The 24,625-nt window shown below is 70.4% G+C and carries 22 protein-coding genes and 1 pseudogene; 1 reads left to right on the top strand and 22 read right to left on the bottom strand.

What is annotated here, in order from left to right; all coding sequences use genetic code 11:
• Positions 1-230: 230 nt before the first annotated feature.
• The 16 genes and pseudogenes from dprA to proS all read right to left on the bottom strand — a co-directional run bounded on the left by dprA (position 231) and on the right by proS (position 13,585).
• Complete coding sequence (gene dprA, locus ABZX90_RS20790; protein WP_351123633.1) at positions 231-1,376, bottom strand: DNA-processing protein DprA; 1,146 nt, start codon at positions 1,374-1,376, stop codon at positions 231-233.
• Entirely contained in the window at positions 1,373-2,998 is a 1,626-nt protein-coding gene (locus ABZX90_RS20785) for a YifB family Mg chelatase-like AAA ATPase (RefSeq protein WP_351123635.1), read from the bottom strand. Before ABZX90_RS20785 ends, dprA begins: the two co-directional genes overlap by 4 nt.
• The gene (locus ABZX90_RS20780) at positions 2,998-3,369 is read right to left on the bottom strand and encodes a YraN family protein (protein ID WP_351123637.1); all 372 of its coding nucleotides are present in this window, start codon (positions 3,367-3,369) and stop codon (positions 2,998-3,000) included. The genes ABZX90_RS20785 and ABZX90_RS20780 overlap by 1 nt, the downstream gene beginning before the upstream one ends.
• A gap of 207 nt (positions 3,370-3,576) precedes the next feature.
• A complete protein-coding gene (locus ABZX90_RS20775; RefSeq protein WP_003965949.1) occupies positions 3,577-3,885 on the bottom strand; it encodes a DUF2469 domain-containing protein in 309 nt (102 codons plus the stop codon).
• A gap of 55 nt (positions 3,886-3,940) precedes the next feature.
• Positions 3,941-4,465: an NUDIX hydrolase gene (locus ABZX90_RS20770; RefSeq protein ID WP_351123639.1), complete on the bottom strand. Its 525-nt coding sequence runs from the start codon at positions 4,463-4,465 to the stop codon at positions 3,941-3,943.
• Positions 4,455-5,228 (bottom strand): signal peptidase I, encoded by a 774-nt coding sequence (lepB, locus tag ABZX90_RS20765; protein WP_351123642.1) that lies wholly within the window; start codon positions 5,226-5,228, stop codon positions 4,455-4,457. Before lepB (ABZX90_RS20765) ends, ABZX90_RS20770 begins: the two co-directional genes overlap by 11 nt.
• A gap of 266 nt (positions 5,229-5,494) precedes the next feature.
• Positions 5,495-6,436, bottom strand: coding sequence for a signal peptidase I (lepB, locus tag ABZX90_RS20760; protein WP_351123645.1), 942 nt, complete (start codon positions 6,434-6,436; stop codon positions 5,495-5,497).
• Positions 6,375-7,412: pseudogene (gene lepB, locus ABZX90_RS20755) on the bottom strand (signal peptidase I); the annotation flags it as partial. The pseudogene lepB (ABZX90_RS20755) and the gene lepB (ABZX90_RS20760), both read right to left, overlap by 62 nt.
• Positions 7,405-8,121, bottom strand: a complete 717-nt coding sequence (gene lepB, locus ABZX90_RS20750; protein WP_355206772.1) for a signal peptidase I — start codon at positions 8,119-8,121, stop codon at positions 7,405-7,407. The pseudogene lepB (ABZX90_RS20755) and the gene lepB (ABZX90_RS20750), both read right to left, overlap by 8 nt.
• Before the next feature lie 80 nt (positions 8,122-8,201).
• A complete protein-coding gene (gene rplS, locus ABZX90_RS20745) occupies positions 8,202-8,552 on the bottom strand; it encodes a 50S ribosomal protein L19 (protein ID WP_351123650.1) in 351 nt (116 codons plus the stop codon).
• A gap of 131 nt (positions 8,553-8,683) precedes the next feature.
• Entirely contained in the window at positions 8,684-9,505 is an 822-nt protein-coding gene (gene trmD, locus ABZX90_RS20740) for a tRNA (guanosine(37)-N1)-methyltransferase TrmD (RefSeq protein ID WP_351123653.1), read from the bottom strand.
• Entirely contained in the window at positions 9,505-10,092 is a 588-nt protein-coding gene (rimM, locus tag ABZX90_RS20735; protein ID WP_355206768.1) for a ribosome maturation factor RimM, read from the bottom strand. The genes trmD and rimM overlap by 1 nt, the downstream gene beginning before the upstream one ends.
• A gap of 181 nt (positions 10,093-10,273) precedes the next feature.
• Positions 10,274-10,513 carry an RNA-binding protein gene (locus tag ABZX90_RS20730; RefSeq protein WP_003973401.1) on the bottom strand — a complete coding sequence of 80 codons (240 nt, stop codon included), beginning with the start codon at positions 10,511-10,513 and terminating at the stop codon, positions 10,274-10,276.
• 2 nt (positions 10,514-10,515) lie between these two features.
• Positions 10,516-10,935 (bottom strand): 30S ribosomal protein S16, encoded by a 420-nt coding sequence (rpsP, locus tag ABZX90_RS20725; protein ID WP_351123659.1) that lies wholly within the window; start codon positions 10,933-10,935, stop codon positions 10,516-10,518.
• Between the two features lie 386 nt (positions 10,936-11,321).
• Positions 11,322-11,918, bottom strand: coding sequence for a hypothetical protein (locus ABZX90_RS20720; RefSeq protein ID WP_266763183.1), 597 nt, complete (start codon positions 11,916-11,918; stop codon positions 11,322-11,324).
• A 251-nt stretch (positions 11,919-12,169) separates the two neighbouring features.
• On the bottom strand, positions 12,170-13,585 hold the full coding sequence (gene proS / locus ABZX90_RS20715) for a proline--tRNA ligase (RefSeq protein WP_355206764.1): 1,416 nt from the start codon (positions 13,583-13,585) through the stop codon (positions 12,170-12,172).
• A gap of 197 nt (positions 13,586-13,782) precedes the next feature.
• On the opposite strand from proS, the gene ABZX90_RS20710 reads away from it, so the two are divergent.
• Positions 13,783-14,640 carry an SAM-dependent methyltransferase gene (locus ABZX90_RS20710; protein ID WP_355206761.1) on the top strand — a complete coding sequence of 286 codons (858 nt, stop codon included), beginning with the start codon at positions 13,783-13,785 and terminating at the stop codon, positions 14,638-14,640.
• Positions 14,641-14,645: 5 nt separating this feature from the next.
• Here the strand turns inward: ABZX90_RS20710 and ftsH are convergent, their stop codons facing one another.
• From ftsH to ABZX90_RS20680, 6 genes are all read right to left on the bottom strand, one after another.
• On the bottom strand, positions 14,646-16,580 hold the full coding sequence (ftsH, locus tag ABZX90_RS20705; protein ID WP_351123665.1) for an ATP-dependent zinc metalloprotease FtsH: 1,935 nt from the start codon (positions 16,578-16,580) through the stop codon (positions 14,646-14,648).
• Positions 16,581-16,700: 120 nt separating this feature from the next.
• Positions 16,701-18,254: a signal recognition particle protein gene (gene ffh / locus ABZX90_RS20700; RefSeq protein WP_351123668.1), complete on the bottom strand. Its 1,554-nt coding sequence runs from the start codon at positions 18,252-18,254 to the stop codon at positions 16,701-16,703.
• A 237-nt stretch (positions 18,255-18,491) separates the two neighbouring features.
• A complete protein-coding gene (locus ABZX90_RS20695; protein ID WP_351123671.1) occupies positions 18,492-20,945 on the bottom strand; it encodes a [protein-PII] uridylyltransferase in 2,454 nt (817 codons plus the stop codon).
• A gap of 41 nt (positions 20,946-20,986) precedes the next feature.
• Entirely contained in the window at positions 20,987-21,325 is a 339-nt protein-coding gene (locus ABZX90_RS20690; protein WP_003993253.1) for a P-II family nitrogen regulator, read from the bottom strand.
• A complete protein-coding gene (locus ABZX90_RS20685; RefSeq protein WP_351123674.1) occupies positions 21,322-22,659 on the bottom strand; it encodes an ammonium transporter in 1,338 nt (445 codons plus the stop codon). The genes ABZX90_RS20690 and ABZX90_RS20685 overlap by 4 nt, the downstream gene beginning before the upstream one ends.
• Before the next feature lie 434 nt (positions 22,660-23,093).
• Positions 23,094-24,569, bottom strand: coding sequence for a hypothetical protein (locus ABZX90_RS20680; protein ID WP_351123677.1), 1,476 nt, complete (start codon positions 24,567-24,569; stop codon positions 23,094-23,096).
• Positions 24,570-24,625 lie beyond the last annotated feature (56 nt).

Here is a 24,625-nt window from a genome sequence, read left to right as displayed (position 1 = left end):
GGTGTCCTGTCGGCCTCGTGCCGAGATCGCGTGCCTGCTTCGGATCCTTGTGAGCGTAGCGTGACTGGACTGTCGCAGTGCGCGAAGAGCGGGCTGTCACCCGCACGCGAAGACTCTCCCCGGGGCGTCCCCCGGAGTCACGACGGTTGCCCTGTGTGATCGCCGGGGGCCGCCAACTGCACGGATTCCCGGGGGTGTCGGCGTTCCCCCGGACGGCCGAACACGCTCGGTCAGCATCCCTCCCGATCACCGCTGACGGAGGTCATCGCCTGGCGTGTCAACTTCCAGCCGTCGCCGTGTCGTTCGACGAAACCAAGTGCTCGGAGTTCGTACAGTCTCCCGACCGCGTCGTCCGTGGTGGTCGCCGCTCTACGGGCGATCTCCTCGACCTCCACGGGATCCCGCGCCGGCAGGGCGGCCAGGACGCGTCCCGCACCCGGGTGCAGGAGGTCACGGGGTACCACGGGCCCGCGCCGGTCCGGCGCCAGCTCACCCATGTCACCGACCAGTTCGGCGACTTCCGCGGCGTCGGAGACCAGGACGGCTTCGCCGCGCAGCAGTTCGTGCACCCCGGCCGACAGTGCACTGGTGGCGGGTCCCGGCACGCCCATCGTGAACCGCCCCAGCCGTTGTGCCGCGCGAGCCGTGACCAGCGCTCCGCTGCGGTACGCCGCCTCGACGACCACGGTGCCCCGGGTGAGCGCCGCGATGACCCGGTTCCTGAGGATGAACCTGCTCGGCGTCGGATGCTCGCCGGGCGCCAACTCCCCCACCACGAGGCCCTGTTCAGCGATCCTGGTGATCAACTGGGTGTGTCCGCGCGGGTAGGGCCGGTCGACGCCGCAGGCGAGCACGGCGACGGTGGCGCCGCCCGCCCCGAGGGCGCCCCGGTGCGCGGCGCCGTCGATGCCGTAGGCGCCGCCCGACACGACCACCCAGCCCCGCTCCGCGAGCCCGGCGCCGAGGGTGGCCGCCATGTGCGCGCCGTACTCGGTGCAGGCCCGGGCGCCGACGACGGCGACGGACCGCAGCGCCCATATCCGCAGGCCGGGCCGTCCTCGCACCCACAGTCCGATGGGCCGGGTATCCCGCAGGTCGTCGAGCTGCGCGGGCCATTCGGGTTCACCGGGACAGATGAACCGCACTCCGGCGTCCCGCGCGAGGGCGAGGTCACGCTCCGGGTCGGCCCGCCCGGCCCGGGCCCTCAGCCCCGCCCACCGCTTGTCGGTCATTCCCCGCGGCTGCCCGTCGTCGCCGTACAGCCACCGAACCGCCTCCCGGGCCCCGATTTCTCGAACCCATCGCCCGCAGACCTCGTCGCCCGGTTCGACGACCCGGGAGAGCGTGACGCGAGCCCTGCGCTCGTCGTCCGTCATGCCGGCGAGCCGATCGCCATCGGTACCCCGCGCGGGACTCCGGTGCGCAACTGGAGGGCGAGGGCGACATCCCCGCCGTCGGGCCTGTCGTGTCCCGACAGGTCCGCGACCGTCCACGCGACCCGGAGCACCCGGTCCAGCCCGCGGACCGTCAGCAGCCCGCGCTCCAGACCGCGCTCGGCCTCGTCCATCGCTCCCGTCCGTGCCTGCCAGCGACTGCGCAGCTCACGTCCCGGCACCTCGCTGTTGGTGTGCCAGGGGGTTCCCGCCAGGCGCGCGGCCGCCCGCTCGCGGGCGGCCCTCACCCGGTCCGCGACCGTCTTGGTCGACTCGCCCCGCGCGCCGCGCGCGGTGAGTTCGGCCCGGGTGACCGCCTCCACCTCCACCCGCAGATCGACCCGGTCGAGCAGTGGTCCGGAGAGCCTCGCCTGATAGCGGCGGATGGCGGAGGGCGGGCACTCGCAGAAGTCGTTCGTCGTGCTGAAGCGACCGCAGGGGCAGGGGTTGGCGGCCAGCACCATCAGGAATCTCGCGGGGAACCGTACGACACCGGCGCTGCGCGCGATCACCACGTGCCCCGCCTCCAGCGGCTGCCGCAGCGCGTCCAGCACGAAGCCACTGAATTCCGGCGCCTCGTCGAGGAAGAGCACGCCGCGATGGGACAGGGACACCGCGCCGGGCCGGGCGAGCCCCTTGCCGCCGCCGACGAGCGACTGCATGGTCGCGGAATGGTGGGGTGCGCAGTACGGCGCGACGTCCACCATGGGTTTGCCCGGTGGCAGCAGGCCGGCGACGGAGTGGATCGCCGTCACCTCCAGGGATTCCTGCCGGGACAGACGCGGCATGAGCGACGGCATCCGCTCGGCCAGCATCGTCTTGCCCGCGCCGGGTGGCCCTTGGAGGAAAACGTGGTGGCCCCCGGCCGCCGCGACCTCCATCGCGGTGCGGGCCGACATCTGGCCGACGACGTCGCCGAGGTCGTGGTCCCGGTCGTGTTCCGGCACGGCGATGCCGCACAGACCGGTGGCCTCGCCCGTACCGGGCACGCGCAGGCCGGCCAGCAGCGGATCCGGGCGGCCCTGCTCGTCCGGATCCTCCTCGGGCACCGGTTCGTCCGCGAGCACCGCGATCAGCTGGCGCAGGCTGCGGACCCCGAGCACCGACACCCCCGGCACCAGTGAGGCCTCGGCCGCCGCGCACTCCGGCACCACCACCTGTTCGTATCCGGCGTCCGCCGCGGCGAGCACGGCCGGCAGGATGCCGCGGACCGGCCGCACCCTGCCGTCGAGCCCCAGCTCCCCGATCATCACGATGTCGGTGAGCACACGGGGATCGATCCGCTCGGAGGCGCCCAGCACCGCGCACGCGACAGCGAGATCGAATCCCGAACCGCCCTTGGGCACGGAGGCCGGGCTCAGACCCACCGTCAGCTTCTTCTGCGGCCAGGACGCACCGGAATTGACCATCGCGGCCCGGACCCGGTCCCGGCTCTCCGTCAGGCTCTTGTCGGGGAGCCCCACCAGCGTGAAGGCCGCGATGCCCGGCTCCAGGTCCGCCTGCACCTCGACGACGACGCCCTCCACGCCCACCAGGGCCACCGAACACGTACGCGCGAATCCCATCAGGCCACCCCCCGCGCGTGCTCGACCACGGGCGCGCCGCGTTCGGGGAGGACGATGCCGATCAGGTCGATGCGGATGCCGCCGGGTGGGGCTCCGCCGTGTTCCTGCACCCAGCGTTCGGCCAGGCCGCGCAGTCGCCGGGCCTTCGCCGGTGTGACGCCCGCCATCGGGTGCTGGAACGCGCCCGCCCCACGGGTCTTGACCTCGCAGACGACCAGCGCGTCGCCGTCACGGGCCACGATGTCGATCTCGCCGGTCCTGCCGCAGCGCCAGTTGCGGGCCAGGATCGTCATGCCGGACCCGGTCAGCCGCCGTGCGGCCAGTTCCTCGCCGTAGGCGCCCAGCGCGTTGCGTGCCTCGGATGTCTTCATGTCGGCACCACCTCCGGCACCGACACTGAGGCCACGTCATCCAGCTATTGGATCTTGGTGGACGAGCGGGTGAGTGTGGAAAACTCCGTCACCCGCACGAGCCACCACCACGATCACCGCTCGTCATCGGCCGCCCGGGGAAGCCGCCGGCCCGGGACCGCCCACGCGTCCCGGAGCCCGTCAGCCCGCGGCCCTGCCGAGCGGGATTCAGCCGCCCGGCAGCTCCAGATCACTCTTGTTCAGTTCCTCGATATTCACGTCCTTGAATGTGAGGACGCGTACCTGTTTCACGAAGCGCGCGGGCCGGTACATGTCCCACACCCAGGCATCCGCCATGGATACCTCGAAAAACACCTCACCCTGGACCGAGTGCACCTGCATCTCGTAGTCGTTGGTGAGGTAGAAGCGCCGTTCGGTCTCGATCACATATTTGAACAGACCGACGACATCGCGGTACTCCCGATAGAGCTTCAGCTCCATCTCGGTCTCGTACTTCTCGAGGTCCTCGGCGCTCATGGCATGTTCCCCTTCAGCCGTGCGTCCCCCTATTGTGCGCCAGCCCCGAGAGCCCCTAGACGATTTCCGTGTCGAGGACCTCGGGCGTGGCCGGGGGACCCTCGTCGAGCACCCTGCGCAGCAGCCCGGCGAGCTTGGTCGGATACACCGTCTCATGTGCCTCGGTCAGTTCCCGGCACGTCCACCAGCGCGCTCCGGCGACGCTGCGCCGCTCCAGGTCCGTCAGCCCCGCGGCCACCGTGGCCGTCTGGGTCGTACGGGCCAGGAAGTACCACTCGTCCTGGTCCCAGCGCCGCCCCGCGAACGGGAACGAGCAAATCCGCCGCCACAGCACCGGGCCCAGTTCGACCTCTGTGATACCGGTCTCCTCCACGAGTTCCCGCAGGGCGGCCTGCTCCCGGGTCTCGTCGCCCTCCAGGCCGCCGCCCGGTGTGAACCACCAGTCGTCCGAGGGGTCGTCCGGCTCGTGGCCGTGCAGCAGAAGTACGCGGTCCTGCGGGTCGAGCAGCACGACCCGGGCGACCTTGCGGAGCCCGCCCCGATACGAGTCCTCGCCCCGGTCCGCCGCCTCAGCGGGCACCGGCGGGCTCCGTACGCGCGCGGTTACGGCCCGCCCGCTTGGCGATGGGCCCGTACGCCGCGCCACCCAGCACAAGCACGGCACCGGCGATCACCAGGGCGACCATCGTACGGAGGGGTCCCGGCTCGGACAGCGCGCCGAGCGCCTCGAAACCGGTGGGGCGCTCGAGCATGCCGTTCATCGGCCAGGCGATGGCGTCGACCCGGGCCGTCACGGCGCCGCGCGCTACGGTGCCGCCGGCCGCGTCCTGCAGATGAGCGGTGGAGTCCAGCGAGCCCTGCCGCTCGTCGCCGAGCAGGAACAGCCGCCCCTTGGGGACCTTCACCGTCGGGAAGTCCGTGATCTCGGCGAGGCTTCCCTCGGGCAGATACGGTTCGTCGATCTGCTTGCCGTTGACGGTCAGCTTGCCCTTGGTGCAGCAGGAGACCGTGTCACCGCCGACGGCGACCACACGCTTGACCACGGACGCGTTGGCGACCCAGGCCTCGTCCTTGAAGACGACGACGTCACCGCGTCGGACGTCGCTCCCGTCGACGCGCTGCGCCAGTACCCGGTCGCCCACATTGATCGTCGGTGACATCGAACTCGTGGGCACGGTGTACGGCAGATAGACCACCGCTCCCCAAACGAATCCGCCGAGGAACAGCACCAGGCCCAGCGCGACCGCCAGCCCGGACAACCGCTGTCCGGCCTTGCTGCCCACCGGGGCCGTGCCTGCGCCACCGCTGCGCGGGGCCGTACGTGTTGCGCTCTCGCCACCCATGGGTCCGCACCTTACCCGGGGGTACGGTCCGGGGTCAGCCCATGGTCCGGATCACGATCACCGTCAGGGCGGACACGCGTGGGGCTCGTACCGTCCGCCCTCGGCCCGCAGCAGTCCGCCACCGTGGCCCTGCCCCTGCCCCTCCGCCCTCCGCCCTCCGCCCTCCGCCCTCCGCCCTCCGCCCTCCGCCCTCCGCCGGAAAACGAGCCGGGGCCGGCCGCCCCGGAGAAATCCGGACCGGCCGGCCCCGAAGGCCGAGCGTCGTCTCAGTCGTCCTTGGACGCCTTGCGCCTGCGTCGCACCAGCACGAGCGGCACCGCGCCCACGAGGGCCACGGCACCCGGCGAGGTGATCCCCGCGGCCGCCTGGTCGTTCAGGCCGGACTGGTCGAAGGTGTCCGGGACCGGGAGGGTGCCCCAGCGGTTGATGGGCCAGGCCTTGACGATGGCACGGCCGACGACCTCGTTCACGGGCACCATGCCGTGGTGCTTGTCCGCCTGGTTGTAGCGCGAGTCCCGCGAGTTCTGGCGGTGGTCACCCATCACCCAGATCATGCCCTCGGGAACCTTGACCTTGAACTGGCCGCCGTCCTCGTCCTGGCTGCACGGGGTGTTCCCGGCGTAGACGTACGCGTCCTCGTTCAGCGCCTTGCCGTTGACGGTGAGCGGGCCGGTGCCGTTGCACTGGACGGTGTCGCCGCCGACGCCGATGACCCTCTTGATGAGGTCCTTCTCCTCGGCGGACGGCATCAGGCCGATCCAGCTGAGGAACGTCTGCAGGGCGTTCGGGTTGGCCGTGGGCTCGCCCGCCAGCCAGTTGTCGGGGTCGTGGAAGACGACGACCTCGCCGCGCTCCGGCTCCGAGCCGAACCATGGGGTCAGCTTGTCGACCAGAACGCGGTCACCCTGCTGGAGGGTGTTCTGCATCGAGTCCGAGGGGATCGAGAACGCCTGCACCAGGAAGGTCTTGATGAGCAGCGCCAGTACCAGGGCGATGCCGATGAGGATCGGCAGTTCCTTCCAGAAGGAGCGCTGCTTCGTGGACTTCGGGTCCCGCTCGGCGCGCCCGGTCGAGGCGTCCCCGTCCTCGGAGCCGCTCCCAGAACCCGAACCGTCCTCTACGGCAGGGGCAGCCGCATCGTCGGGCCGCTCCGGCTGCCCTTCGGGACCTTCGTGTCCAGACCGTGCGCCGACCGCCACATCCCCCACATCCACTCCTCACTCCGTGCCGCCGCCCGCGCCGTATTCGGCGCAGGCCCACCACTCCCATAACGAGCGGGAGTTCCGCAGGGCTCGGGAGCGGGATCAATCCATCTGGATCCGCTGAGGCCACCCTATGCGACAGGGAGAGACCGGAGGTCGACCCTCCAGGCGCGTCGGCCACCGTCGAGAAGGTGCTCGGCTCCTGCAGCCGGGTCCAGTGACCGATGGGCCAACCGATGACCATCGCCCGGCCCACGATCGACTCCTCGGAGACGGTACCGCTGAACTTGTCGGTGCGGTGGTAACGGGAGTCGGCGGAGTTGCCCCGGTGATCGCCCAGCACGAACAGACGGCCCTCGGGGACCTTCACCTCGAAGGAGAAGTCCGACGGTTTGTCGCCGGCGTAGATGTACGGCTCGGTCAGGGGTGTGCCGTTCACGGTCACCCGGCCCTGCGCGTCACAGCACTTCACCGTGTCGCCGCCGACCCCGACGACCCGCTTGATGAGGTCCTTCTCGTTGTCGGACGGCAGCAGGCCGATGAAGGTCAGCCCCTGCTTGAACTGCTTGACGACCACCGGGTCGTTCTTCTTCTTGGTGTCCTCGGCGGTGAGCCAGCCCCCGGGGTCCTTGAAGACGACGACGTCACCGCGCTTGGGCTCGGAGCCGAACCAGGGGGTGAACTTGTCCACCAGGACGCGGTCACCGATCTGGATCGTGTTCTCCATGGAGCCCGACGGGATCACGAAGGCCTGGACGAGGAAGGTCTTGAGGACCAGGGCTATCAGCACGGCGACGCCGACCAGGAGCGGTATCTCCTTGACCGCCGAGCGCCGCCTGCGCCGCTTGATCTTGCGGGCGAGCTTGCGCCGTTCGACCCGGCTGGGCCGGGCGGCACCTCCGGAGGCACGCCGGGACCCGGTGGGCAGCAGGTTGTCGGCGGCGCTGGCGGAGACCCCGCGCGCTCGTCCACGGTTACCCACGGGCACCCCCGGTGGCGGGCACACCCGCGTAGGCGTCAGAACGTGTCAGACGGGTCCAGTGGCCCGCGGGCCAGGCGATCCAGTCGGCCCTGCCGATGACGTCACCGACGGGGACCATGCCGCCGCCGGGCGAGCCGAGATGGTCGCGGGAGTCGCTGGAGCGGCTGCGGTGATCGCCCAGGAGGAAGAGGGACCGCTCGGGCACGACGATGTCGAAGGGCACGTCGGACGGGCTGTCGCCCCGATGGAGAAATGTCGACTCGTCGACCGATCGGCCGTTCACTTCGAGTCTTCCCTCCTTGTCGCAGCAGACCACATGGTCTCCCTCTACCCCGACGACGCGCTTGATGTAGTCGGCGTTCCCGAAATAGCCGGTGCCGTCGAACACGACGACGTCGCCCCGCTGCGGCTCGGAACCGAAACGGTACGCCAACTTATTTACGAGAACGCGGTCCCCGATCCTCAATCCGGACTCCATGGAGCCGCTGGGAATTTCGAACGGCTGCATCACGAAGCGGCTGACCAGCAGCAGAAATACCAGACAGCCCAGCACGGTCAGGGTGATCCGGCCTCCGGGGAGCCAGTCGGCGACCCGGTCGGCGAACGCGAAACGCGACCGTCCCTCCGGCCCCGCTGTGTCCGAGATCTCCTCGGAAGCGGAAGGGCGGGAGGAGCGGTCGCGCTCCACAGGCTGTGCTTCGGTGTCCATCGAGGCCAGATGCTATCCGGCCTCCCTGAGACACCGTCCTACCGGCTCGGTCGCCGACGGATCACCGCGGCGGCACCGGCTCAGCGGTCGCGCTTCTCCTTGATCTTCGCGGCCTTGCCGCGCAGGTCACGGAGGTAGTACAGCTTGGCGCGACGCACGTCACCGCGGGTGACGACCTCGATCTTCTCGACGATCGGGGTGTGCACCGGGAAGGTGCGCTCGACGCCGACGGAGAACGAGACCTTGCGGACCGAGAAGGTCTCGCGGACACCGGCGCCCTGGCGGCGGATGACTACGCCCTTGAACTGCTGCACACGGGAGCGGTTGCCCTCGATGACGCGGACGTGGACGTTGACGGTGTCACCCGGGCGGAACGCCGGGATGTCGGTGCGCAGCGACGCGCCGTCGACGGAGTCGAGCAGGTGAGACATTTTGTCTGCTTTCTTCGTTGATGCCACAGGTCATCAACGGGAGAGAAGTTCGAAGATGATGCTGCCTCGTCGGGACGGGCGTCGTGTCCCCCCGTGGCAGGGGCGCACGCCGGACGACGGAGAGCAGCGGCCTATTCTTCCACGGCCTCGGGCCTGCGCCAAAATCGGCCGCCGGGGTCCGGCTGCCAGCCCAGGATCGAGAGCATCTCGCGGTCCTTCTTGTCGAAGGCCGCGGCATCGCAGCGCTCGATGAGGTCGGGCCGGTTCGCCGCCGTCCGGCGCAGGGCCTCGTCGCGGCGCCAGCGGGCGATCTTCCCGTGGTGGCCGCTGACCAGCACGTCGGGGATCTCACGGCCGCGCCACCGCGGAGGCTTGGTGTAGACCGGGCCCTCCAGGAGGTTGGCCATGGCCCCGGGGGCGAAGGAGTCGTCGCGGTGCGACTCGGCGTTGCCGAGGACGCCCGGCAGCAGCCGGGCCACGGCCTCGGTGACGACCAGGACGGCCGCCTCTCCGCCGGCGAGGACATAGTCGCCGATGGACACCTCGTAGACGGGCATCCTCGTCGCGTACTCGTCGATGACCCGGCGGTCGATGCCCTCGTAGCGCGCGGGCGCGAAGACCAGCCACGGACGCTCGGAGAGCTCGACGGCGAGTTCCTGGGTGAAAGGGCGTCCGCTGGGAGTGGGGACCACCAGGACGGGCCCGTGGGAGCCCGTCTCGTAGCCGTCGGCCAGGGCGGAGTCCAGGGCCTCGCCCCAGGGCTCGGTCTTCATGACCATGCCGGGGCCACCGCCGTAGGGAGTGTCGTCGACCGTGTTGTGACGGTCGTAGGTCCACTCCCGAAGATCGTGCACGTGCACGTTCAGCTGTCCACGCGCGCGTGCCTTGCCCACGAGCGAGACGTTCAGGGGTTCCAGGTACTCGGGGAAGATCGTGACGACGTCGAGCCGCATCAGGCGTCGGCCCCCGCGGCGTCCTCGTCGCCCTCCGAGGAGCCGTTCTCGGCGTCCCTGGCGGAGGCGACCTCGGCCTGGTCGTCGATCAGGCCGGGCGGCGGGTCGATGACGGCGCGCTGCTCCTCCAGGTCGATCTCGACGACGATCTCCTCCACGAACGGGATAAGCACCTCGGTCCCGTCCGGGCGCTCCACCACGAACAGGTCCTGCGAGGGCAGGTGCGAGATCTCGGTGATGCGTCCGACCTCCTCGCCGTCCTTGGTGACCACGTCCAGGTCCATCAGCTGGTGGTCGTAGTACTCGTCCGGGTCCTCCGGCACCTCGTTCGGGTCGACCTCGGCGATCAGCAGGGTGTTGCGCAGCGCCTCGGCGGCGTTGCGGTCCCGTACGCCTGCGAAGCGCAGCAGAAGACGGCCGCTGTGGACGCGGCCCGTCTCGATGGTCAGCGGTCCGGTGGAGGCCGGATCGGTGAGCAGGACGGCACCGGGCCCGAGCCTGAGCTCCGGCTCGTCGGTGCGGACCTCCACGGTGACCTCGCCCTTGATGCCGTGGGCGCGGCCGACGCGAGCGACTACCAGCTGCACTGCTTGATCTCCTGTCGTGTGCCGACGGCAATGCTTCATGACGACGACTTCGAATGCGCGGACCCTGCGGGGTGCGTGGACGTCCACGAGGTCCGCGGCCGTCCGCGAGGGTTCGCAGACGACTACGGGCCGGGGACGGCTCGTAAGCCCTCCCCGGCCCGAGCCGGTGCTGCCTGTTACGTCAGCGGACGTGGTCCACGTCGACAAGGTCGACGCGGACACCGCGGCCGCCGATGGCGCCCACGACGGTACGCAGAGCGCGCGCGGTACGGCCGTTGCGGCCGATCACCTTGCCGAGGTCGTCGGGGTGGACCCGGACCTCGAGAACGCGCCCGCGGCGCAGGTTGCGCGAGGCGACCTGCACATCGTCGGGGTTGTCTACGATGCCCTTCACGAGGTGCTCGAGAGCCTCCTCGAGCATGCTCAGGCCTCGGTCGACTCGGACTCGGCCGGAGCCTCGTCCTTCTTCTCAGCCTTCTTCTTCTGGGTGATGGCCTCACCCTTGCCCGTGTCGTCGCCACCGAGGGCGTCGAACAGCGGGCGCGCGGCCTTCGGCTCGGCCACGAGCAGCGGAGCCGGGGCCGGCAGGCCCTTGAACTTCTGCCAGTCGCCGGTCAGCTTCAGGATGGCGAGCACGGGCTCGGTCGGCTGCGCGCCGACACCCAGCCAGTACTGCGCGCGGTCCGAGTCGACCTCGATGCGCGAAGGGTTCTGCACCGGGTGGTACAGACCGATCTCCTCGATGGCCCGGCCATCACGGCGGGTACGGGAGTCGGCGACGACGATGCGGTAGTGAGGCGAACGGATCTTGCCCAGACGCTTCAGCTTGATCTTGACTGCCACGGAAGTGGTGTCTCCTGGTCTTGACGGGGTTGGACACGACGAGATGGCCGCGTGGGGTTGCGGTACCCGAGTGTCCGATGGACGCGTCAGCCGGAGGAGAGAGGGGTCCTATGCGACTGTCGAGTACAGCTAGCCATTCTGCCACATACTGCGGGCGGCCCGGACCGAGGGTGCGTCGGCCCATGCCTGACGGGCACCCGGCGTTCCGGGTGCCCGTCAGGCATGGGCCGGCACGGATCGGCGGCGGTGGGCGCGGTGAGATGCCGCCCGTGCGCACTCGTGCCTCCTGAATTCCCCCACTCCCTCAGGGGCAGTGGGGGAAGGCACGACTGCTCACGGGCCGCGCGCACTCGTCCGGCACCCACGAGACGCCGGTCGCGCGCACCTCAGCCGGCGGCCGCCCCGACCACCTCCGGAATCCGGAAGGGTTTGCCACACCCCCCGCACACGATCGGCGCCTGCGCGAGGACGGACGGGACCACGCGCACATTGCGCCCGCAGTCGCAGACGGCCTTGACGCGGACGCCTCCCCCGGAGGAGCCGTGGCGGGCGGCCGGGCCGCGGAACGAGCGGGCGGTGTCCGCGGCGGTGGCGGCCGAGTGGGCCTTCAGCGCGCGCTGGAGCCGCTCGATCGTCGGGCGGTAACGGCGCTTCGCCTCGGGGTTGAGCGTGACCAGCGAGAAGCCACTGCTGGGATGCGGCTCCTCGGGGTGGTCGAGGCCCATCTCCTCGGCGATGGCGAGGAATCTGCGGTTGTGATACCGGCCGGCGCGCGAGGTGTCGCGGACTCCGCGGGCGGCGGCGATGCCGTGGACTGCTTCGTGAAGCAGTCGTTCGAAGGAGAGCTCGTGTCCGCAGGCGGACGACGATTCTCCGATCAGGGACTCTGGCGCGGCAAGATCGGGCAACTCGGGGTGGTGCCGCTGAATGTCGGCCCACGCCCCTGCCAGCTCTGCGGCGAGAACAGGTGGTGTCGTGCTCACGTAATGACAACGAGCGGGGGTGCCCCTGTGTTCCGATTCCGGGGCATCCCAAATAATTTGCACGTACCCGTCAGTTGCCGCTGATGCGTCCTGACGAGGGCGGGTGCGCTGATCTGCGGAGAAGCGGCACAGCTCCTACCAAGGCGGTACGTAGGGACACGTACGCCCCGGCACGTAGACGGTATGCACGCGCCGGGGCACCTGTGGCCGGCAGACGCGCAAGAGGTGTTTCGGTCGCCCTCGGCGCCCGGTCAGTAGGCGCGGGCGACGACGGCGACGTTACCGGGTGCGTCGTCGGCATCGGGCACCGACCCGTCCTCGGCGACCAGACACCGTACGGTCACCGCGTGCTCGGCGAGCCTGACCTCGCCCTCTTCGCCGAGGTCGGCCCACGGAATGCGTGCCCAGCCGCCCGCGACGGCGGCCTCCACGGCCGCGTCGATCGTCGTCACGTCCGACGTGCGCGACTCGCGGCGCTCGCGCGACTGCCGCAGGAGCAGCGCCTGGTCCTCCTCCAGGATCGCGGGGAGCAGTCCCGCCAGCGCGTCGACGGCGACGGGCTCCTTGCCTCCGGGGATGCGGCGGACCAGCATCGCGGTGCCGTTCTCCAGGTCACGGGGGCCGACCTCGACGCGAACGGGGACGCCCTTGAGTTCCCAGTCGATGGCGCGGCGCCCGAAGGGGGTGTCCGTGCGGTCGTCGACCTGGACCCGTACACCCGCCGCCTTCAGCCGGTCGCCGATCTCGCGGACCTTGGCCAGAACCGATTCGTCCCCCTTGATCGCGAGGACGACAACCTGTACTGGGGCGAGACGGGGCGGCACCCGCAACCCACTGTCATCACCGTGCGACATGATCAGGCCACCCACCATGCGGGTCGAGGACCCCCAGGAGGTCTGCCAGACGAGCTCCTGCTTTCCGTCCTTGGACAGGTACCGGGTGTTGAACGCCTTCGCGAAGTTCTGCCCCAGCTCGTGGCTGGTGCCCATCTGGAGCGCCTTGCCGTCGCCCATCATCGCTTCGAGCGTGAGGGTGTTGATGGCGCCCGCGAACCGCTCGCTCGCCGTCTTCCGGCCAAGGACGACGTCGATGCCGAGGACGTCCGCCATGAAGTCGGCGTACACCTCCTTGTGGATGTGCGCGGCGTAGTCCCGGGCGTCCTCGTAGGTGGCGTGGGCGGTGTGGCCCTCCTGCCAGAGGAATTCAGTCGTTCGGAGGAACACCCGCGGACGCATTTCCCAACGGACCACGTTCGCCCACTGGTTGATCAGCAGCGGCAGGTCGCGGTAGCTCTGCACCCACTTGGAGAAGTACTCGTTGATGATCGTCTCGGAGGTGGGGCGGACGACGACCGGCTCCTCCAGCTCCTTGCCGCCGCCGTGCGTGACGACCGCGAGCTCGGGGGCGAAACCCTCGACGTGCTCCGCCTCCCGGGTCAGGTAGGACTGCGGGATGAACAGCGGGAAGTACGCGTTCTGGGCGCCGGCTTCCTTGATGCGGGCGTCCATCTCCTGCTGCATCCGCTCCCACAGCCCGTACCCGTACGGCCGGATGACCATGGTTCCGCGCACCGGGCCGTTGTCGGCCAGCTCGGCCTTGTTGATCAAGTCCTGGTACCAGCGCGGGAAATCGTCCGCTTGGGGCGTGAGAACGGGAGCCTTTGCCATGCGGCGATGGTACGGGCCCACGTTGCCGGTATGTGAATTCTCGCGCCCTTTGCGGCCCGCGCACAAACGGGGCCCCGCAACCCCTGGACGCCGCGTCGAGGGCGGAGTTACCTGACATACGGGGGGAGTGCGGGCCTCGTGCGCGGGGGCGAAGGTGAAGGCCCGGCAGCAACTCTCGGCGGATTGGGGCACTTTCGATGACACCTACGCTCGTGCGGCAGCACCTTCCTCATGCGGGCCCGTCGCCCCGCGCGGACCGGGGTGCACGCGCGCGTGACTGGGCCGAGATCCAGGAGCGGATGCTGGTGCCGCTCTACGAGGCCGTCTACGAGCGGCTCGACGTGGGCGGTGGGACACGGCTGCTGGGGCTCGGCTGCGGGTCGGGGCTCGCCCTGCTGATGGCGGCCTCCCGCGGCGCCGCGGTCACGGGTGTCGACTCCTCGTCACCCGAACGGCTGGCCCTCGCGCGGGAGCGTCTGCTGCCGGAGGGCTGGGGCACGCGCCCGCGCGGCGACACCCGGCTCGTGGCCGGCCCGCCCGGGGACGCGGCCGTCACGGGAGCGCCGGCGTACAACCTGGTGACCGCGTTCGAGCCGATCGGGTGCGTGTCCGGCGACTCCGAGGACCTCGGTTCGCTGCTCGCAAAGGCGGCACCGCTCACCGGCCGCGGAACGCCCGTGGTGCTGGTCGGATGGGGGCCGCCGGAGCGGTGCAGCACGTCGGCCGTGCTGCGGGTGGCCACCAAACTGGCCGATCCCCTGCGCGGCACGGCGCCCTTGCGCGCCGCCCGCCGGGACGACCTGGAGGAGGTCGCCCAGCGGGCCGGGCTGCGGCCGGACGGCTCGGGCCGGGTGGCCTGCCCGTTCGGGTACGCCGATGTGGACAGTGCCGTGCGGGGGCTGCTGTCCACGGGACTCTTCGACGCCGCGATCGACGCCACCGATCACGCCCAGGTCGACAAGGAGGTCGCCGAGGCGCTGCATCCGCATCTGCGGAGGGACGGGACGGTCTGGATGCCGAACGTGTTCCGGTATCTGATCGCCCGGACGGTCTGAGGCGTTCAGAGCTCCTTCACCGTCCGGGGCACCCCGGCGATCCGGTACGCCTCCACCTCCTCGAGCGTCTCGTTCGCGAGCAGCGCCTCCGCCAGGGCGTCCAGTTGTCCTCTGTGCTCGCGGAGTTTCTGGCAGGCCTCCTCGTAGCACTCGTCGACGATGCGGCGCATCTCGTGGTCGATGGAGTCGAGGGTGCCCGGGGCCGCCGCGAGGCCGTAGGCCTGCTGGGCGTCGTTGGGCAGCGCTGAGAGCCGGCCGACGCGTTCGCTCATGCCCCAGCGGGCGACCATGCCGCGGGCGATGTTCGTGACCTGTTCCAGGTCGTTCTCCGAGCCCGTGGTGACGACGTCGTAGACGACGTGTTCGGCGGCCATGCCGCCGAGGGCGCCGATGATGCGGCCGCGCAGGTACTCCTCGGTGTAGGCGTACCGGTCCGCGTCCGGCGTCGAGAGGGTGACGCCGAGGGCGCGTCCGCGCGGAACGATGGTGATCTTGCGGACCGGGTCGGCGCCGGGCCGCAGCATGCCGAGGAGGGCGTGGCCGCTCTCGTGGTACGCGGTGCGGCGGCGTTCCTCGTAGGGCATGACCAGGGAGCGTTCGGCGCCGAGCTGGATCTTCTCGAGCGCTTCGGAGAGGTCGCTCGGTGTCACCTCGTCCTGCTTGCGCTTGACGGCGAGGAGGGCGGCCTCGTTGGCGAGGTTGGCGAGGTCGGCACCGGTCATGCCCGGGGTGGTGCGGGCCACCTGGGTCAGGTCCACGTCGGGGGCGAGCGGGATCTCGCGGGTGTGGATCTCCAGGATGGCCTCGCGGCCGCCGCGGTCGGGGGGCGAGACGTTGACGACGCGGTCGAAGCGGCCGGGACGGGTGAGCGCCGGGTCCAGGATGTCCGCGCGGTTGGTGGCGGCGATGACGATGACACCCTCCGAGCCGGAGAAGCCGTCCATCTCGGTGAGGATCTGGTTCAGCGTCTGCTCACGCTCGTCGTGGCCGCCCATGCCCGAGCCGCCGGACCGCGCCCGTCCGATGGTGTCGATCTCGTCGATGAAGATGATGGACGGGGCCACCTTGCGGGCCTCGGCGAACAGCTCACGGACGCGCGAGGCGCCGACGCCGACGATCATCTCGATGAACTCGGAGGCGGAGGCCGAGAAGAACGGGACACCCGCCTCCCCCGCGACGGCCCGTGCGAGCAGGGTCTTTCCCGTACCGGGCGGGCCCGCCAGCAGCACACCGCGGGGCATCTTCGCGCCCATCCTGCGGTACGCGTCCGGGTTCTTGAGGAAGTCCACGACGTCGTTGAGCTCACCGGCGACCTCGTCGATGCCGGCCACGTCCGCGAACGTCGTGCGTTTGCCGCCGGGCACGAGTTCGACCGGCTTCGGGGGCGTCTTGCGGCCGAGCATGCCGCCGGCGCCGCCCATGCCGGAGCCCATCCGCCGGGCGATGAAGATCCACAGGACGACGAGCAGGAGCATCGGGGCGAGCGAGATCAGCAGATTGAAGAGGAAGCTGCGCTCCTGGACGACCGGCGAGGCGGTCACCGTCACGTCGTGCTTCTGCAGGTTCTCCCAGAGCTTGTCGTCCGCGAAGACCGGGCGCTGGGTCTTGAACTTGGTGTATTTCCCGTCGCCGTCGGGGTTCTCCTGGGAGTTCTTGAGCTGCCCCTGGATCGCGTCGCCCTTGGAGTAGATCTTGGAGACGTTGCCGTCGCTCACCTGCCTGCTGAACTCGGTGTACGAGATCGTCGGCTCGTTGCCCTGGTTGTAGAAGGACAGCACCAGGTTGGCGACCAGAAACACGATGAGCGCGGCCAGGGCCAGGCTCCACCAGCCGCCGGGCAGCTTCCGCCGGCCGCCCGACGGCGGTGTCGGCTCGGGCGGGGTGCCCTCGGTACGCCACGGTTGGTCGGGTGCCTTGCGCGGCGGCACGGCATTGCTCATAACTGGACGTTACGACAGATGGCGGACACCGGCACCCGCGGTCATGCCACTGGGGGCGCCCTCACGGTGAAGGGCGCCCCCAGCGGGCGTCAGAAATGCGCTCCCGTACGGAACGGGAGGTCAGCCCATGAACTTCTTGAACTCGTCCGGCAGCTCGAAGTTGTCCTGGGCGCTCTGCTGCGGAAGACCGAAGGCGTTGCCGTTCTGGGCGCCGGCCTCGCGGCGGGCCGCCTCCTCTTCCTCCTGCAGCTTGCGCTTCATCGGGTTGCCGGAGCGCTGCTTGCCCTTGGCCTGCTTCTGCTTCTTCTTGGCGCGGCCGGGGCCGCCGCCCATGCCCGGCATCCCGGGCATCCCCGGCATGCCGCCGCCCTGGGCCATGCGGGACATCATCTTGCGGGCCTCGAAGAAGCGCTCGACCAGGCCCTTGACCGCGCTGACCTCGACGCCGGAGCCCTTGGCGATACGGGCGCGGCGCGAGCCGTTGATGATCGTCGGCTCCTGGCGCTCGCCCGGCGTCATCGACTTGATGATGGCGGCCGTGCGGTCGACGTCGCGCTCGTCGAGGTTGTTGATCTGGTCCTTGATCTGGCCCATGCCCGGGAGCATGCCGAGCAGCTTGCTGATGCTGCCCATCTTCCGGACCTGCTCCATCTGGGACAGGAAGTCGTCCAGGGTGAAGTCCTGGCCCTTCTTGGACGCCAGCTTGGAGGCCATCTTCTCGGCCTCTTCTTGGCTGAACGTCTTCTCCGCCTGCTCGATCAGGGTGAGCAGGTCACCCATGTCGAGGATGCGGGAGGCCATCCGGTCCGGGTGGAACGCGTCGAAGTCGTCGAGCTTCTCGCCGTTCGACGCGAACATGATCGGCTTGCCGGTGACCGAGGCGATCGACAGGGCCGCACCACCACGGGCGTCACCGTCGAGCTTGGAGAGCACCACGCCGTCGAAGCCGACGCCGTCGCGGAAGGACTCGGCCGTGTTGACCGCGTCCTGGCCGATCATCGCGTCGACGACGAAGAGGATCTCGTCGGGGCTGACGGCGTCGCGGATGTCCGCGGCCTGCTGCATCAGCTCCTGGTCGATACCGAGGCGGCCGGCGGTGTCCACGATCACGATGTCGTGGACCTTGGTCTTCGCGAACTCCATGGAGTCCTTGGCGACCTTGACCGGGTCGCCGACGCCGTTGCCCGGCTCGGGGGCGTAGACGGCGACGCCCGCGCGCTCGGCGACGACGCTGAGCTGGTTCACCGCGTTCGGGCGCTGGAGGTCGGCGGCGACGAGGAGCGGGGAGTGGCCTTGGTCCTTGAGCCACTTGCCGAGCTTTCCGGCGAGCGTGGTCTTACCGGCACCCTGGAGACCCGCGAGCATGATCACGGTGGGCGGGTTCTTGGCGAACCGGAGTCGGCGGGTCTCGCCGCCGAGGATCGTGACGAGCTCGTCGTTCACGATCTTCAGGACCTGCTGGGCGGGGTTCAGCGCCTTGGAGACCTCGCTCCCGAGCGCCCTCTCCTTGACGTTCTTGATGAACGTCCGGACGACAGGAAGGGCAACGTCGGCTTCGAGAAGTGCGATGCGGATTTCGCGGGCCGTGGCGTCGATGTCCGCCTCGGAGAGCCGGCCCTTCCCGCGGAGGTTTTTGAAAGTCGCGCTCAGGCGGTCTGAGAGGGTATCGAACACGGTGGCGTCGGTCCTCGGAGTCGGGGGCAGTTTGGGTCGCTCTCCAGGGTATCCGCCCCCGCAAGACAATCGTCCCCGCCGGTCGATTCGGCGGGTGGGGACGAGGACCCCGCAGTGGCGGGGACAACGCGTCGAACACCGTCGCGCGCCGGGCGCACGGTCCGGCCGACCCCCGCGGCGGCGGGCCGCATATCCGGTCTGTGTCCGACCGTACGACTGTACGGCCTGACCGCAGGGTCACTCGCGCAGTGTGTCCTCCAGAGCACGCGCCAGCGAGGCGGCCTCCGCCCCCGGCAGGGGCGCCCCCTTCGTGCCTGTCACGTAGAAGGCGTCCACGGCGTTCGCGCCGAGCGTGGAGACGTGCATGCTCCGCACCCGGACGTGCGCCTTCTCCAGGGCCCGCCCGATGCGGTGCAGCAGGCCCGGGGCGTCGTGGGCGCGGACCTCTATGACCGTGGCGTGCCGCGAGGCGGCCGGGGCGACGGTCACACGGGGTGGCGGCGCGATCGTTCCGCGGCGGCGCGGGTAGGCGGCGTCGCGTTCGGCGAGGCGCGCCGCGATGTCGAGGGAACCGTCGAGGGCGCGTACGAGGTCGGCGCGCAGGCGGGCGGCCTGCGGCAGGGAGCCGTACTCGGCGGCGACCCGCCAGTTGAGCAGCAGGACCGAGCCTTCCACACCGTCGGGCAGGTCCAGGGCGCGCAGCTCGGCGGTGCGGACGGTCAGCCGGTGCATGGCGAGGACGCCGGCCACCGCGGGGAGCACGCCGGGCTGGTCCGGTACGGCGATGAGAAGTTCCACACCGAGCGGCTCCGGGTCCTCCGGGACAGTGCCGGCCTCGGCTTCGACCGGCTCGGTCTGCGCGCGCAGGGCCAGGACTGGCCCGCCCGTGCGGCACGCCTCGATCGCGAGCCGTTCCTGCTCGGCGGTCGGCGCGGCGTCCTCGGGCTCCTCGGGGGCGTCCCCGGCTAGGACGGCCGCGACCCGCTTGACCAGGTCGGCGACGAGGGAACCGCGCCAGGAGGACCAGGCGGCGGGCCCGGTGGCCAGCGCGTCCGCCTCGGTGAGCGCGTGCAGCAGTTCCAGGGTGCCCGGCGATCCGACGGCCTCGGCGACCGAGCGGACGGTGGCCGGGTCCTCCAGGTCGCGCCGGGTCGCGGTGTCGATGAGCAGCAGATGGTGGCGTACGAGGGTCGCGAGCACCGCCACGTCCGCGCGGTCGAAGCCGATGCGGGCGGCCACGTCGCGGGCGATGATCTCGCCCGCCACCGAGTGGTCGCCGGGCCAGCCCTTGCCGATGTCGTGCAGCAGGGAGGCGACGAGGAGGAGGTCGGGGCGGCCGACGCGGCGGGTGAGTTCGGAGGCGCGGACGGCCGTCTCGATGAGGTGACGGTCGACGGTCCAGATGTGGACGGCGTTGCGCTGCGGCCGGCAGCGCACCCGCTCCCAGTCGGGCAGCAGCCGGGTGATCAGTCCTTCCGCCTCCAGCGCCTCCCAGACCTCGATGGTCGGGCGGCCCGAGCCGAGGAGCGTCACGAGCTGCTGGCGTGCCTCGGCGGGCCACGGCGTGGGGAGGGGACGCGCGACGGCGGCCATGCGGCGGACGGCGTGCAGGGACAGGGGGAGGTCCGCCTGCGCGGCCGCGGCCGCGGCGCGCAGCGGGAGCACGGGGTCGCGCTCGGGACGTGCGGCGCGGGCGAGCACCACCTCGCCGTCCTGCTCGACCACGCCCTCGGCGAGGGGGGACCGCTCGCCGACCGGCTTGCCGCCGCCCAGCATGGCGCGCAGCCGCGGACGCACAGCGCGCGACCGCAGCACGCGGTTCACTTCGCGCCAGGTGACGTCACTGGCGTAAGACACGACGCGCGCGGCCTCGTAGACCTGGCGCAGCAGCGTGTCGGCGTCCAGCAGACCGAGCTCGGCGGCGACCTGGTCCTGTTCCTGGAGCGCGAGGCGGTCGGTGGCGCGCCCGGTGGTGAGGTGCAGGGCGTCGCGGACGTCCAGGAGCCTGCGGCGTGCGTCGGAGAGGCCTTCGCGGGGCGCGTCCGCGAGCCAGGAGGCGGCGACGGCGCGCAGTGCGGTGGCGTCGCGCAGTCCGCCGCGCGCTTCCTTCAGGTCCGGTTCGAGGAGGTACTGGAGTTCGCCCTGGCGTTCGGCGCGCTCCGCGCACAGTTCCTGCAGTTCGGGCAGGCGTTTGGGCGCCTGGTTGCGCCAGTCGGCGAGGACGGCCGTACGCAGTCCGGCGGTGAGGCCGAGATCGCCCGCGAGGTGGCGGGCGTCGAGGAGGCCGAGCTGGACCTTGAGGTCGTCGGAGGCGGTCTTGCGGGCCTCGGCCGGGGTACGGACCGAGTGGTCGAGGGCGAGGCCCAGATCCCAGACGGGGTACCAGATGCGGTCGGCGAGGGAGGCGACGGCGCCGGAGTCGCCGCCGTCGTGCAGGAGGAGCAGGTCGAGGTCGCTGCGGGGGGAGAGCTCACCGCGGCCGTAGCCGCCGACGGCGATGAGGGAGACCCCGCGCAGGCCTTCGGATCCGGCGGTGAACAGGCCGGTCAGCCAGTCGTCCGTCAGTTCGGCGAGGGCGGCACGGCGCGGCGGCCCGGACCGCGCCCCCTCCTGGAGGAGGCGCAGCCGGGCCGCCGCGTAGCCACTGGGTCCCGAGTCCTCTGCTTCCACTCGCGCGTCCGTACTCGTCACCCAGCGACTCCTGTCTTTCTTCTTCGTGCGGGCCGGTCCGGTCAGAGTGCGTCCGGGCCACGCTCGCCGGTCCGGACCCGGACGGCCGTATCGACCGGGATGGACCACACCTTGCCGTCACCGATCTTGCCGGTACGGGCCGCCTTCACGACGACGTCGATGAGCTGTTCGGCGTCGTCGTCCTCGACCAGCACCTCGATGCGGATCTTGGGGACGAGGTCGACCGTGTACTCGGCGCCGCGGTAGACCTCGGTGTGTCCCCGCTGCCGACCGTAGCCGCTGGCTTCGGTGACCGTCAGTCCGTGCACGCCGAAGGCCTGCAGGGCCTCCTTGATCTCGTCGAGCCGGTGCGGCTTCACGACGGCGGTGATGAGCTTCATGCGTCCACCTTCTTGGCGTCCGTGTCGGCCGAGGCGGGCACGGCGGTCCGGGCGGAGCCGCCGCCGGCACCGCTGAAGTCGTATGCGGTCTCGGCGTGCTCGGCCTGGTCGATGCCGGCGATCTCCTCGTCCTCGCTGACCCGCATACCCATGGTCTTGTCGATGAGGAAGGCGAGGATGGCGGAGACGACGAGGGAGTAGCCGAGGACGGCGAAGACGCCGGCGCACTGCTTCCAGAACTGGGTCAGGCCGCCGCCGTAGAAGAGGCCCTCGACCGTGGACTGGCCCTTGCCGCTGGCGAAGAAGCCGATCAGCAGGGAGCCGATGACACCGCCGACCAGGTGGACACCGACGACGTCCAGGGAGTCGTCGTAGCCGAACCTGTACTTCAGGCCCACGGCCATGGCGCACAGGACACCGGCGATGGCACCGACCGCGATCGCGCCGAGCGGGGAGACCGCGCCGCCGGACGGGGTGATGGCGACCAGACCGGCGACCGCGCCGGAGGCGGCGCCGAGCGTGGTGAACGCGCCGTGCCGGATCTTCTCGTAGGCGAGCCAGGCCAGCATGGCGGCCGCGGTGGCGATCTGCGTGTTGACGAACATCAGCGCGCCGACGCCGTCGTCGTTGCCGAGCCACGAGCCGGCGTTGAATCCGAACCAGCCGAACCAGAGCAGACCGGAGCCGAGCATCACCAGCGGGAGGCTGTGCGGGCGCATCGGGTCCTTCTTGAAGCCGACGCGCTTGCCGATGACCAGGATCACGCCGAGCGCCGCGGCGCCCGCGTTGATGTGGACCGCCGTACCACCGGCGAAGTCGATCACACCGAGCTCGAAGGCCCAGCCGCCCGCGCCCCAGACCCAGTGGGCGACCGGGAAGTAGACGACCGTGGCCCACAGCGCGATGAAGAGCGACCACGCCGTGAACTTGACTCGATCCGCGAGAGCGCCGCTTATCAGGGCGGGCGTGATGATCGCGAACATCAACTGGAAGATCATGAAGACGAAGACCGGGATGGTGTACCCGTCCCACAGCTCCGTCAGGCCGATGTTGCTGAGGCCGACCCAGTCAGAGGTCCAGCCGATGAACGATCCCTTGTCCGTGCCGAAGGCGAGGGAGAAGCCGTACAGCACCCACAGGATGGTGATGATCCCCATGCTGATGAAACTCATCATCAGCATGTTGAGGGTGCTCTTGACGCGGACCATGCCTCCGTAGAAGAAGGCGAGGCCGGGCGTCATGATGAGCACCAGGGCGGAACAGATGAGCATGAACCCTGTGTTGGCGGCAGACAGCTTGGGTGCCTCTGCGGCAAGGGTGATGGCTGGTGCCATCGGCGTCTCCTCGTCGTTGGTACGGCCCCGTGCGGGCGAAGCCTGAGTGGGTCGTGAGGGGTGGGCCGGTTATGCGCCATGAGATTGGCGCAGCGCGGTTTCCGTGGAAGCCCCTCGATGTTTCGCACTAGTGACGAAGGCGCCCTGCGTGTTACGCATTCATGAACTGCCGGATTGTGGCCGAACCGATCGTTATCGTGACGCAATCTCCGGCAAGGGACGTCGCGGCCTTCGGGCGGGGACGACCGCGACCAGGATGTGCGGCATCCCCCCGGTGACCAGCCACGTTCGTGAGAGCGGCCCCGGTCGGGGCCACAGACGGAACCGGCCACGGCTGGTCGTCCGATGACCTGGCATGGGGGAGCCGAGTCGGGCAGTTCGGGACGACCGGCCGCGGCCGGGGTACTGGGCGGGGCCGCCTTCGCGGCCGGGAGTCAGACCGCCTCTGCGGTCTCGGGCAGGTCGACGGCCAGCTGGTCGGTGAGGTCGATGACCTCGGCGAGGTCACCGAAATCGCGGACCGCGGCGTCGACCGTCTTTCGGATACGAGTGTTGACGCGCTCGGAGCGCACTTTCTTCCCGATCCTCAGGGCGTCCTTGGCCAGGTCCGCACTCCGCTCGGGCTCACGCTGCAGAAGGTGCACGGTGGCCATGCCGATGAGGTTGAGTGCGTACGAACGCTGGTGCTCGGAGTCCTTGCCGAAGCGGTCGACCGCCTCCTGCATCAGGGGCTCGGCCATGGAGGCGTACGTGGGGCTGCGCCCGGCAACATAGGCGAGGTCTCGGTAGGAGTGCGAGTTCTCGCCGTACAGCTCGGCCTTGGAGAAGAAGCGGATCCAGTCGGGATCCGGGTCGTCCCACTCGTGCACATCGGCGAAGGTGTCCTCGGCCATCCGGACGGCCCGCTTGCACTTTCCGGGCTGGCCCATGTTGGCGTAGGCGCGGGCCTCCATCGCATACAGCATCGACTGGGTGCGCGGGCTCGCGCAGTCGCGGCTGCCGTACTGCGCGAGATGGATCAGTTCCAACGCGTCGTCGGGCCGCCCGAGATGAATCATCTGACGGCTCATGCTGGACAGGACGTACGAGCCGAGCGGCTTGTCGCCCGCTTCCTTCGAGGCGTGCAGGGCGAGCACGAAGTACTTCTGCGCGGTGGGCTGGAGGCCCACGTCGTAGCTCATCCAGCCTGCCAGCTCGGCCAGTTCGGCGGCGACCTTGAACAGGCGCTTGCTGGTGGCAGCGGGCTGGGGCTCCTGGAGCAGGTCCGTCACCTCGTGCAACTGGCCGACGACCGCCTTGCGGCGCAGTCCGCCGCCGCACTGGGCGTCCCACTGACGGAACATCACGGTGGTGGACTCCAGGAGGTCCAGCTCCGGCTTGGAGAGCCGGCCGCCGCGGCGGGTCGTGGCCGGGGGTTCGGGCTCCTCCTGCGGCGCCGTGGGCGCGGGGACGAGCCAGCGCTGCATGGGCTCGATAAGGGCAGGACCCGCGGCGAGCGCCAGCGAGCTGCCGAGGAAGCCGCGCCGCGCCAACATCAGGTCGCTGCGCGAGTATTCGCTGATCAGGGCGACGGTCTGGGGGCCCGTCCACGGGAGGTCGATGCCCGACACGGAGGGTGCCTGGTGGGCGGTGCGCAGACCGAGGTCCTCCACCGCGACGACACAGCCGAACCGCTCGGAGAACAGCTCGGACAGGATCCTCGGGATCGGCTCGCGCGGGTTCTCCCCGTCCAGCCAGCGGCGCACCCGCGAGGTGTCCGTGGAGATGTGATTGGCACCCAACTGGCGGGCCCTGCGGTTCACCTGACGTGCGAGCTCGCCCTTCGACCAGCCACTGCGCACGAACCACGAGCCGAGCAGCTCGTTGGGGCGCCTGTCAGCGTTCGTCCCGCCTCCACCGTTGCCGCCCACTGGAACGCCCCCACTCCCCGAGACCACTTGTCGCCGCTCTGCGCCAAGCCCTATCA

The organism is Streptomyces sp. NPDC002935 (genome assembly GCF_040611295.1).
GTDB lineage: Bacteria > Actinomycetota > Actinomycetes > Streptomycetales > Streptomycetaceae > Streptomyces.
This window is presented reverse-complemented; position numbering and strand designations above follow the sequence as displayed.